Origin of the sequence: Salinivibrio sp. SS2 (assembly GCF_001722075.1) — a bacterium.
Classification (GTDB): Bacteria; Pseudomonadota; Gammaproteobacteria; order Enterobacterales; family Vibrionaceae; genus Salinivibrio; species Salinivibrio proteolyticus.
In genome coordinates, this window is record NZ_MEBP01000010.1 from 1 (window position 1) to 11,274 (window position 11,274).

10 protein-coding genes are annotated in these 11,274 nt (G+C 48.7%); 6 read left to right on the top strand and 4 right to left on the bottom strand.

The window, feature by feature from the left end:
* The first annotated feature begins 132 nt into the window (after window positions 1-132).
* Window positions 133-1,362 (top strand): TonB-dependent receptor domain-containing protein, encoded by a 1,230-nt coding sequence (locus BGK46_RS00590; protein WP_256388314.1) that lies wholly within the window; start codon window positions 133-135, stop codon window positions 1,360-1,362.
* Between the two features lie 168 nt (window positions 1,363-1,530).
* Window positions 1,531-2,544: a 2-hydroxyacid dehydrogenase gene (locus tag BGK46_RS00595; protein WP_069586530.1), complete on the top strand. Its 1,014-nt coding sequence runs from the start codon at window positions 1,531-1,533 to the stop codon at window positions 2,542-2,544.
* An 82-nt stretch (window positions 2,545-2,626) separates the two neighbouring features.
* Here BGK46_RS00595 and yiaY read toward each other — a convergent pair whose 3' ends face one another.
* The gene (gene yiaY / locus BGK46_RS00600; RefSeq protein WP_069586531.1) at window positions 2,627-3,775 is read right to left on the bottom strand and encodes an L-threonine dehydrogenase; all 1,149 of its coding nucleotides are present in this window, start codon (window positions 3,773-3,775) and stop codon (window positions 2,627-2,629) included.
* Window positions 3,776-4,060: 285 nt separating this feature from the next.
* Here yiaY and BGK46_RS00605 point away from each other — a divergent pair, with 285 nt between their 5' ends.
* Complete coding sequence (locus tag BGK46_RS00605; RefSeq protein WP_069586537.1) at window positions 4,061-4,693, top strand: OmpA family protein; 633 nt, start codon at window positions 4,061-4,063, stop codon at window positions 4,691-4,693.
* Between the two features lie 56 nt (window positions 4,694-4,749).
* On the opposite strand, the gene BGK46_RS00610 is transcribed toward BGK46_RS00605, so the two are convergent.
* On the bottom strand, window positions 4,750-6,306 hold the full coding sequence (locus tag BGK46_RS00610) for a cryptochrome/photolyase family protein (RefSeq protein WP_069586532.1): 1,557 nt from the start codon (window positions 6,304-6,306) through the stop codon (window positions 4,750-4,752).
* A 143-nt stretch (window positions 6,307-6,449) separates the two neighbouring features.
* On the opposite strand from BGK46_RS00610, the gene BGK46_RS00615 reads away from it, so the two are divergent.
* Together BGK46_RS00615 and BGK46_RS00620 are read left to right on the top strand one after the other, a co-directional pair.
* Window positions 6,450-7,028: a hypothetical protein gene (locus tag BGK46_RS00615; protein ID WP_240531973.1), complete on the top strand. Its 579-nt coding sequence runs from the start codon at window positions 6,450-6,452 to the stop codon at window positions 7,026-7,028.
* Window positions 7,029-7,113: 85 nt separating this feature from the next.
* Window positions 7,114-7,776 (top strand): glutathione S-transferase family protein, encoded by a 663-nt coding sequence (locus BGK46_RS00620; protein WP_069586533.1) that lies wholly within the window; start codon window positions 7,114-7,116, stop codon window positions 7,774-7,776.
* A 38-nt stretch (window positions 7,777-7,814) separates the two neighbouring features.
* On the opposite strand, the gene BGK46_RS00625 is transcribed toward BGK46_RS00620, so the two are convergent.
* Window positions 7,815-8,426: a glutathione S-transferase family protein gene (locus BGK46_RS00625; protein WP_175418617.1), complete on the bottom strand. Its 612-nt coding sequence runs from the start codon at window positions 8,424-8,426 to the stop codon at window positions 7,815-7,817.
* A gap of 183 nt (window positions 8,427-8,609) precedes the next feature.
* A complete protein-coding gene (locus BGK46_RS00630; RefSeq protein WP_069586535.1) occupies window positions 8,610-9,107 on the bottom strand; it encodes a GNAT family N-acetyltransferase in 498 nt (165 codons plus the stop codon).
* A gap of 267 nt (window positions 9,108-9,374) precedes the next feature.
* Here BGK46_RS00630 and BGK46_RS00635 point away from each other — a divergent pair, with 267 nt between their 5' ends.
* The gene (locus BGK46_RS00635; protein ID WP_069586536.1) at window positions 9,375-10,982 is read left to right on the top strand and encodes a peptide ABC transporter substrate-binding protein; all 1,608 of its coding nucleotides are present in this window, start codon (window positions 9,375-9,377) and stop codon (window positions 10,980-10,982) included.
* The last annotated feature ends 292 nt before the right edge of the window (window positions 10,983-11,274 follow it).

Sequence of the window (11,274 nt, forward strand, 5' to 3'; positions counted from 1 at the left end):
ACTGCTGGTAACTCATGGTAATCACGTTTTGATTTTGGCGATGAGAAGCGTACCACTATCAGCAGTTGACTTCCTCTCGCCAGTTTAACCATGAGTGTTGCACTTATTATCTGAATTCAGGCCAGTGTCGTCATTGCACACTCACAGAATCATCGCTATTGGGAACGCCCGGATAGTACCTATCAGTCTTACATCACATCAGGCCAATATGGCCACCAAGTCTGGTTGTCCTATGAGCGCTGGTTTGCCGAGCTAACCAATACCAGTCACTTCGGTAATCACGAAGTCATGGTGGGGGCGCAGTACCAGAACCAAGACAGAAACTCGCACGTTTACAACCATACTTATCGCAAAAAGCTAGAAAAGAACTATGGCTACTTTACGCCATCCTTTGAGCCCTCGGGCGAACAACAAACCGCCAGTGTGTTCGTTCAAGATAAGTACTTTATTACCCCAGATCTCGAACTTACCGCATCACTGCGCTACAGCCATATTCGTTCCGAAGGGGTACCAAACGCCGCGCCAGACTATAATGACCCATCCGTTGGACACGATTACAGGGCGGTCTCACATCAAGGTTGGGAGCCGCGTATTGCATTGACCTACGATCTGAGTCCGGCCACGCAAATAAAAGCGGCTTATGCCTATGGTTTAAAGGCACCGACCATTGATGAGCTTTATACAGTGCAGTTTTCGAGAGCGTCCAAGCGCGCTGCCACCAGCCGCGATCTCTCAGTCACTCGTATCAACGCCTATTTATTGGGCGTGTCTGATAAGCGTCAGAATGCCTTATTCGAAGGGGATCACCTAGCAACAGAGGTGACACTGTTTTGGAATGATGTCATTCATGACGTTGCGCAGCGTCGTGGGGTCAATGCGACCAAACAGAAAGAAGGCTACTACACCAATCTCGACGGACTCTATACTTACGGGTTTGATGCCCAAGTGCAGTATCGTCTCAACGATTGGTTTACAGATGCCTCTGTCTCTATGGTGCGCGGCAAACACAAAGGCTCGCTACGTGACAGTACCGGCGACGACGAGTATTGGTATGACAACCCGCCCCTCAGCGCCTCACTCGGCGTGGGCCATCAACTAACCGATACGATTGAAGTTGCATGGCAAGGCCAATACTGGGATGAGCAAGACCGTATCCCAGAGAACCCCTCACTGCATACAGCCAATGTGGCGAGCGATGCCTACTTCTTCCAAAACCTCTATGGAGAATGGACGCCGCGAGACGACTTTACGCTACGCGCCACCGTCGCTAACCTGACCGATCAGTATTACACACCCTATCTGTCTGCCGGTGTGCCCGCTGCGGGACGCGATGTACGCATAAACGCCACCATTAAGTTCTAGCCTATCCTTCACTGCGAGATAACCGAATAAAAGCCGCCTGCGCGGCTTTTATTCGGTTGGACTAACATCAACACCTTTAACCTGATAAATCTCATGGTTTATTTTGGATCCAAATCACGGTATTTATAACGCTTCTTTACCTCCCCCCGACTTATTCGGAGGCAACACATGACGACCATTGCCGTATTTAGTGCCAAATCTTATGACAAGGCCGCCTTTGCTCATGCTAACCAAGCGTTTGGTTACACACTCGAGTTTCATGATTTTCAGCTCACCGCCAAAACCGCCAAAATGGCTCAAGGGGCGGAGGCGATTTGCGCGTTTGTTAATGATGATCTTTCCCGCCCAGTGCTAGAGATTTTAAGTGATGCCAATATCAAACTGGTAGCGTTGAGATGTGCTGGCTACGATCGCGTCGATCTGGAGGCCGCAAAATCGTTAGGGATCACCGTCGTTCGCGTGCCTGCCTATTCTCCCGAATCGGTCGCGGAGCACACGGTGGGCATGATGATGTGCTTGAACCGACGCTTTCATAAAGCCTACCAACGCACACGCGATGCCAACTTTGAACTCGATGGCTTAGTCGGGTTTAACTTTCACGGCAAAACGGCTGGGATCATTGGTACGGGTAAAATTGGGATCGCAACCCTACGGATCCTAAAAGGGCTTGGTATGCGTTTGTTGTGCCACGATCCATATCCTAACCCCCTTGCGATTGAACTCGGTGGCGAATACGTCTCGAAAGAAACACTGTTTGCCGAAAGTGATGTGATTTCTCTGCATTGCCCGATGTCCAAAGACAACTACCATCTACTCGGCGAGCGTGCTTTTGCTCAAATGAAAAAGGGAGTGATGGTGATCAATACCAGCCGCGGTGAATTGCTCGATTCAGTGGCTGCCATTGAAGCCCTCAAGCAAGGCCGTATCGGTGCGCTTGGTCTTGACGTGTATGACAATGAACGGGAGCTATTTTTCCAAGACAAGTCTAATGATGTAATTGTTGATGATGTATTCCGTCGCCTCTCTGCATGCCATAACGTGTTATTTACCGGACACCAAGCGTTTCTCACCAAAGAGGCACTGCACAATATCGCAGATACCACACTCACTAATATTCATACCGTCCTAAACGACGAGTGTTGCGAAAACCAAATTGCAGACGTCGAAGATCGCAGTGACTAACTTGTTCTAAACGTCTACCGTATAGAAAGAAAAAAGACCTGAATAATCAGGCCTTTTTAGTGTTGCTGTGATACCTAGGAAACTACATCGCTTCCATAAAGATTTTGGCGATTTCCTCGTGCGTCGCTTGCTTCGGATTAGTGAAACCACACGCGTCATTCAAGGCGTTTTTGGTCAACACATCAATGTCTTCTTCTTTGGCGCCGAGTTCGCGCAAACCCGCTGGGATCCCAACATCGGTCGCCAATGCTTGAATGGCTTGAATGGCGGCTTTTGCGCCTTCCTCGGCATTCATACTCTCCGTATCGACGCCCATTGCCGTGGCCACATCCCGTAAGCGCTCGGCACACACTTGCGCGTTGTAGCGTTGCACATGGGGTAATAGAACGGCGTTACACACCCCGTGCGGCAAATCATAAAATCCACCCAGTTGGTGCGCCATCGCATGCACATAGCCCAAAGACGCATTGTTAAATGCCATACCAGCCATAAACTGTGCATAGGCCATCTGCTCCCGCGCCTCTAGGTTTTGGCCTTCAGCCACTGCGGTGCGCAGGTTTTCTTGAATCAGTGTCATTGCTTTCAGTGCAACTGCGTCAGTGATCGGCGTAGCGGCGGTCGATACGTAAGCTTCAATCGCATGGGTTAATGCATCCATGCCGGTTGCCGCCGTTAATGACGCCGGTTTAGCCAGCATCAGCTCAGGATCGTTGACGGAAATAATCGGGGTGGTGTGTTTATCGACAATCGCCATCTTAATGTGGCGCGCTTCGTCTGTGATAATACAAAAGCGCGTCATTTCTGATGCGGTGCCCGCCGTCGTATTGATCGCAATCAGCGGAAGTTGTGGCTTGGCAGACTGGTCCACGCCTTCATAATCACTAATATGACCGCCATTGGCTGCCACTAGGGCGATACCTTTGGCGCAGTCGTGCGGCGATCCACCCCCTAAAGAGATCACACAGTCACATTGGTTCGCTTGTAAAAGCGCTAACCCTTGTGCCACGTTTTCAGTGGTTGGGTTAGGTTGTGTGCCATCATAGACCACACAATCGACTTCTCGGCTATCAAGCAAAGCGGCGATTTGCTTTACCACACCAATTTGATTAAGGACTTTATCTGTAACGATAAGGGCTTTTTTAAATCCATGTGATTGAATCGCGTCTGCGGCTTCAGAAAGGCAACCTGCGCCCATAAGGTTAACAGCAGGGATAAAGAACGTGCTCGACATGACCATTTGCTCCTTTAGTCGGGATCATCGCGGCCCAGACATGACAGGGCCTTTTATGGTTTTTGTTGTAACACGCTGTTTGCTCATCACATTTTGATCCAGCGCAATTTGCACGGCAGGATGCAGTGAAAAGAAGACAAAACTGAGAACTCTGTCAGTGGTCTTTCGTTAAGTGTTTAAAACACCATCACTAATTCATAAATTTGACACTTTCTTGAAGAAGAGTGTCTAAGCTGAAGTAAATTAAACTGACCTCCGTTTGGTTATAGTGAGAAAACAATGGGAATGAAATGCAAACTAACTGCGGTTGCCGTATTGACCGCATCACTGGCCCTCACCGGTTGTGAGTCGATGTCGAACACCCAAAAAGGCGCGACAATTGGCGCGATCACTGGGGCCATCGTGGGAAAATCGACATCGAACCATAAAGGTAAACGGGCCTTTATTGGCGCGGCTATTGGTGCCATTGGTGGTGCAGCTGTCGGTAATTACATGGATCAGCAAGAGCAAGCATTCCGCGAAGAATTGGCGGGCTCGGGCATTCAAGTTGTGCGTGAAGGCGACAATATTCGCTTGATCATGCCCTCGAACATTACTTTCGGGTTAGATCAGGATGCGATTGCGGCCGATTTTTATCCTAAACTCAATGCCATTGCCAATGTGATGCGCAAGTACGACAAAACCTTCTTGAGCATTGAGGGTCACACTGATGACACGGGCGCCGCGGCCTATAACCAGCGTTTGTCGGAACGCCGTGCCATGAGCGTTAAACGCTACCTCGCCAGTCAGTCGATCGACAATGCACGTTTGTACACGTCCGGTTTTGGTGAGACACGTCCACTGGTTGCGAACAACAGCGCGGCAAATCGTGCGCTCAACCGCCGTGTTGAGATTCAGATTGTGCCAAACACGCAATAAGCGCGACGCGATTTATGACCGCCCTCACGCTCCTGTTGAGGGCGGTCATACCGGCATCAAAGCGCATCAAGATTGGCAAGCAATTCATCCGCATGCGCCAAAATCTGGCTTTGCTGCGTCTCTGACATCTTATCCCAATTTCGATACGGCATGGCTGTGCGTGGGTTACGGGCGAATTTGTCGCGATGACGCGCCATGAAATGCCAATATAGCGCGTTGAATGGACACGCCTTAGGACCAACTTTCTCTTTCACATCGTATTCGCACCCAACGCAATAATCGCTCATCCGATTGATGTAGGCGCCACTGGCCGCATAAGGTTTCGTCCCCACAATGCCGTTATCGGCGAACTGCGTCATTCCGCGCGTGTTCGGCATTTCAACCCACTCGATCGCATCGACATAGATTGAGAGATACCAATCGTCCACCTCATCAGGGTCGACACCTGCGAGCAAGCAGAAGTTTCCTGTCACCATGAGTCGCTGAATGTGATGGGCATACGCTGTCTCTAACGATTGCGTGATCGCATGCGAGAGACAGCGCATTTTGGTCTTTCCATGCCAGAAAAATGTCGGCAATGCGCCTTGCGCACCAAGCGCATTTTTTTGTGCATAATCAGGCATGTTCGCCCAGTACACACCACGAACATATTCGCGCCAGCCTAAAATCTGTCGGACAAACCCTTCAATCTGAGCGAGGTTGATAGCCTCATTTTGGCGGTAATGATCAATCGCAGCTTGGATCACTTGCATGGGGTGAAGCAACTTGGCATTTAACGCAAAAGAGAGACGGCTGTGGTACAAGCTCCACTGATGAGGGCTTTGTCCTGTCATTGCATCTTGAAACTGACCAAACAACGGCAGGCAGTAGGTGCAGAAATGGTTGAGGAGCGCTTTCGCCTGCTGACGTGTCACCGGCCACATCAAGGCTGACGCCGCATGTCCGATGGTTTTCACCTGATGGCGCTCAATACGGGTGAGAATATCGCTGACATCGTTGGCGAAAATCAATGGCGCGGGAATCGCATCGAGATCCGCTTTTTTTAGCTTATTACGATTTTGCTGATCATAATTCCACTTTCCCCCCTCAGGCTGATCCCCCTCCATTAAGATATCAAACTGCCGACGCATATCGCGGTAGAAAAACTCCATTTTTCGGTGCTTACCGGCGGTGAACTGGGTGGCAATCTGTGAAAAGGGTAAGAGAAAATGTTCCGTCTCAACACACTGGGATGTAACCTCATTGGGTAAACGTAATTGTTCGAGTTGCATCGCGAGCCGATACTCATCAGGACGCTGATATTCGAACTGATCGACTTGATAGTGCTCACAGAGAGCGTACAGCAATGCGGGTAAGTCTTGATAGGCTTGCGTGTCATCCAATGTGAGGTATTTGACATCATGCCCCGCCTTTTCAAGCGCATCAGCAAACTGCGCCATTGCAGCAAAAAACGCACAAACCTTTTGGATATGATGGGTCACATAGTCGGTTTCTTGTTTAAGCTCGGCAATGACATATAACACGCCCTGATCGTGCTGCTTAAACCATGAGTGGCTGGCATTCAGTTGATCTCCGAGAACCAAACGCAGGGTATGATAACGAGATTGAAGCACAGGTACCTCAGTCAGTACTGGTTGGAATAATGGCTAACATACGTAGAAGATAACGTTTTCGATGACAGAAAACCGAGAGGGGCTTGAATATTCGCCGAAACGCTCTACATTGAAGCAGACGTTGTGACCACGCAGACCTTTTCATGCCAAAAGCCATCATTCAACTTTGGATTCTTGTCGGCTATTTTATGATGGCAGTGCCCACGCATGCGATGAACGAACCCCTTAATACATTCGTGCAAGACTTACGTTTTCACGGCTATGTGGACAACTACGGCAATGTGAAACTCCGCTTTTCCCCCATCACGACCTTACCCGCGGGGTTAAAAACGCAAGGATATTTAGATATCGAAGCCAGCGATATTTCGCGACTGCCTCGCGGACTGGATATCGGCGGTTACTTAAATGCTGCAAATACGCCGCTGACACGGCTACCGCGGCTCAAAGTCGGTGGCTACATCAACCTCACCAATACCGCTGTAACCGCATTACCGCCAAACCTCGTCGTGCGTGGCGACCTCAGTCTGGTCAATACGCCTCTCACCACCTTGCCAAGACGCTTGTACGTTGAGGGCAACCTTTATCTTACTAATTCGCCAATTAGCGCATTACCCGACGATATTTACGTGGGGGGCAATGTATACATTCGCGGCACGAACATTTCGTCTGTGGACCCCAAATTACGCATTCAAGGCCGCGTACTCCCACCGCCAAATCAATGAATTGAATCACAAGGACTGATCGAAATAGCAAGACTATCGTATCGATAGCTGAGCCTTTTTAAACTTACAGTCAAAGATATTCCTTATGATTATTATTCATCACCTTGAACAATCGCGTTCTCAGCGTATTGTTTGGTTGCTTGAGGCACTGGGTGTGCCATATCAAATCAAGACCTACTCGCGTGACCCCAACACCAAGTTGGCGCCTCCCGAACTCAAGCGCGTTCACCCTCTGGGCAAAGCACCTGTAATTGAAGATGAAGGGACGGTCATTGCAGAGTCGGGCGCGATTATTGAGTACATTTTAGAAAAGTATGGTAACGGGCGCTTAGCGCCACAAACACCAGAGCAGAAAGGTCACTATCGATACTGGATGCACTATGCCGAAGGGTCTTTGATGCCAATACTGGTCATGTCGTTGATTTTCAGCAAAATCCCAGAAGCACCGATGCCCTTTTTTGTACGCCCCTTGGCGAAAAAGCTGATGAAAGGCGTCACCGACCAGTTTATTGCACCCCAACTGCGAGACCATCTTGCCATGATCGAACACCACTTAGCGGCGCATGATTGGCTGTGTGGTGACACACTCACAGCAGCAGATATCCAAATGAGTTTCCCATTAATCGCAATGCGTCCTCGCCTAGACCCACAGCAACACGGTCACATTGTTGCGTATCTTGAGCGCATTGAACAACAGCCTGGCTATCAAAGCGCACTGTGTGTCGTGGGGCCGCTAAAAACGCTTTAAGCCCGCTAATGCGGGCTCAATCTTAATAAAAATTATGGTTACGCAGGTTGGGTTTGACGAGCCTGAACGACCCAGCGTTGATAACCTGATGATGATTTTAGTTGCTGGTACCATTGCGACACGTGCGGCGGCAGGGTCATTGATGGCGCCACGGCAAGAGAGTGGACCACAGTGCCAATTGCAATATCGGCGAGCGTCATCATGTCAGAAATTAAATAGCGACGCTCAGCAAGTTCATTGTCCAGCTTCTCTAAATCGTGGCGGCACTGCTCAAGGGCCGCTTCTCTCACTTTTAGATCGCTCGATGCTTCCAAGCAAGCGGTTTTAACCGCAGGCTGAAACGAAGAGAGGCACCAATCCATCCAACGCTCATAGCGCGAGCGTTGGAACGCGCAATCTGGGTACCACATTTTATTGCCATAGCAGGCAACCAAATAGCGCAAAATGGTGTGCGATTCCCACACACTGTTCGGGCCATCTTCTAGTACCGGCACCTGACGCATTGGACATTTTTGTGCCAGTGCATCAGCGTCTTGGGCATTATGATGAATATCGACCTCATCCAATTCGATACTTAAATCTAACTCATCAATCAACCACATCACTTTTTGAACATTAATGGCAGAAGGGTGGCCATAAATCTTCATCATTACTCTCCTTGTTAAACGCAATACCTCACCCGACTCGACGCATTTCTTGGGCCGATGAATGTCACTTTTCATCCCACCACAACGCCAGTCGTATGGAGATCAACCGCCAAGCATGATCCCTGCTTATCAGTGATTTTACTTGAGCGTCGCACAATCCTTCTTTTTTAGCAAGTCATCGCGGGTTTAAGCCATATTACCCTCAGGACTGACTTTATTGTCGATATTTCTCAACATAATATGCTGAGGGCCTGCGCTGCCACCATGATACAACTCGCCCGTATCGCTGAAACCTGCGCGTTGGTAACACGCAATCGCGCCCGCATTTTTGCAGTTTACGGTCAGAACGAGACGCTGCGCCCACGGGTAGCGCGGTTTGACATAATCCGCCAAGGCCATCATCGCACGGCGACCCAGTGCGTTACCTTGGTGGTGCTGATCGATAAACACCGCACGAACTCCTATATCACCCGCATGGGCAAAGTCGTATTGCGACGCGTAACCAGTATCAAGAATAAACCCGCCCACAATCACGGTCTCTACCTCAATCAGGTGTAGATGAGCAAATTCATTGGCCGCCGCCAAGATTTCCTCTGGGCGTCCGACAAAAGGCAGCTGCTCATGCGTGATAGAAAGAGATAAAAATGAGGCTAAGTCAGTGGGAGAAAATGGACGTAACAGCACGGAAGATCATCCTTGAGTCTATGAAAAACGGCTAATTTATCATAAAACCGCCTAAGCTGTCCGAGGGGATTATGCCGTATGAATACGCCGCGACCGGCAACCGCCATGCAGGATTAAATCGATATAAAAATAGAGGTCACGATTTCACACTTTCCCTGTCGTCTATTTGTCATCTTTTTATCACATCGCTTTTCTTCTCTTACCATTTGTGGTTAATCTATTGATTAACAAGGCTTATTAACAAAACACTCAACCAAGGATGGAAAGATGAAATTAAAACTATTGGCAGGTTCATTGGCACTCGCATTGTGTAGCTCAGCGTTTGCAGCTCACGTCCCAGAAGGCGTGGAGCTTGCCGAGCAACAGACTCTTATTTGGGGGGTTTCTGGCGAAGTGCCTACGCTGGATCCGACCAAGTCCAGTGATACCGCCAGTAACAAAATTATCTCAGATTTGTTCGAAGGATTGATGGTACGGGAGCCAGACGGTAATGTTATCCCAGGCTTAGCGAAAGCATGGGATATGAGTGAGGATGGCCTCACATATATTTTTCACCTCAGGGATGCAAAATGGTCGGATGGTACACCTATCACCGCTGATGACGTTGTCTTTACATTTCAACGTGTTGTTAAACCAGTCACAGGTGCACCTTACGCTTGGTACCTAGGTACCGCCAACATCAAAAATGCAAAGGCTATTACCGATGGTAAAGAAACAGTCGATAAGTTAGGCGTAAAAGCTATTGATACGCATACCGTTGAGTTTACTCTGGAGCGACGCACCCCTTATTTCCCCAATATGCTCACCCATTCTTCGACCTACCCTGTACCAAAACATGCGGTAGAAAAGTATGGCGATAACTGGACACGCCCCGAGAACATGGTCAATTCCGGCGCCTACAACTTGACCAACTGGGTGATTAATGAGCGCATCGATCTTGAGCGTAATCCCATGTACTGGAACGATAAGGAAACCGTGATAAACAAGACGTCGTACGTCGCCTCAAATAATATTAATGCCGAATACAACCGCTATCGCACTGGTGAAATAGACATCACATCCAGCTTTCCACTTGAAGCTTACGATCAAATCAAAAAAGAGCGCCCTGATGAACTGCTAACCATGCCTTCACTGGGAACTTATTATTATTTATTCAATACCCAAAAGGCTCCTTTTAACGATGTGCGAGTCCGTAAGGCTCTGTCTTACGCCATCGATCGAAACGTTATAACCAATATTATTTTAGGCCAGGGCCAAGTACCTGCGTACAGTGTTACACCACCAGCTATTAATCACTTTGAGCCACCGAAATTAGCTTGGGCGGAAATGACCCAAGAAGAGCGTTATCAAAAAGCAAAAGCACTCTTGGCTGAAGCAGGATACAGCAAAGACAACCCTCTGGAGTTTGAATTGGTGTATAACACCATGGAGTCCCATAAAAAACTGGCCTTAGCCGTTACCTCCATGTGGAAACGCCATCTGCCCGTGAAAGTAAATCTAGCCAACCAAGAATGGAAAACCTTTTTGCAGAAGCTTTTGCAAAAGGACTTTGATGTGGCACGTTATGCGTGGGTTGGTGATTACAATGAGGCCTCGACCTTCCTGAGCTACTTCAGCAGTGATGGAATGAATGAAACAAGCTGGGGCAATAGTCAGTACGACGAAGTTCTAGATAAAGCGTTATCGATTGTTGATCCAGAAAAGCGCAAAACCTATTATCAAGAGGCGGAACGCATTTTCGCCAATGAGATGCCCGCCATTCCACTGTACTTTTACACGCGTAGTGTGATCAAAAGCTCTAAAGTAGGCGGCTATAATACGGAAAACCCGAACGACCTACGTTACACTCGGAACCTTTATATCACTAAAAACTAATCGACCGTGATATGAAAAACGTCACGCCTTGCGCGTGGCGTTTTTGTTTGACGCGAGCAAAAAGTGGGAGGCGATCCGCATTCAAACTGGTCAAGCACGCACTCCGAACCCAAGAACGATAGATAGAAAAAAGCGCCAACCTCTCGGCTAGCGCTTTTTTCTAAATTTGGCTCCCCCAACGGCGTTGTTTCCTAAATCATTGAACTTATCACTCTAGCGGCGATCAGATCATCAACGCCTCAAAACCGGTCTCAGATGATGAGCAAAGCCAAGTATAAAATCAGCAATTGGA

Bases quoted from the DNA above. Each gene is read 5' to 3' on its own strand.
- BGK46_RS00595 (WP_069586530.1), top strand. From the start codon at position 1,531: ATGACGACCATTGCCGTATTTAGTGCCAAATCTTATGACAAGGCCGCC.
- yiaY (WP_069586531.1), bottom strand. From the start codon at position 3,775: ATGTCGAGCACGTTCTTTATCCCTGCTGTTAACCTTATGGGCGCAGGT.
- BGK46_RS00605 (WP_069586537.1), top strand. From the start codon at position 4,061: ATGAAATGCAAACTAACTGCGGTTGCCGTATTGACCGCATCACTGGCC.
- BGK46_RS00615 (WP_240531973.1), top strand. From the start codon at position 6,450: ATGCCAAAAGCCATCATTCAACTTTGGATTCTTGTCGGCTATTTTATG.
- BGK46_RS00620 (WP_069586533.1), top strand. From the start codon at position 7,114: ATGATTATTATTCATCACCTTGAACAATCGCGTTCTCAGCGTATTGTT.
- BGK46_RS00625 (WP_175418617.1), bottom strand. From the start codon at position 8,426: ATGATGAAGATTTATGGCCACCCTTCTGCCATTAATGTTCAAAAAGTG.
- BGK46_RS00635 (WP_069586536.1), top strand. From the start codon at position 9,375: ATGAAATTAAAACTATTGGCAGGTTCATTGGCACTCGCATTGTGTAGC.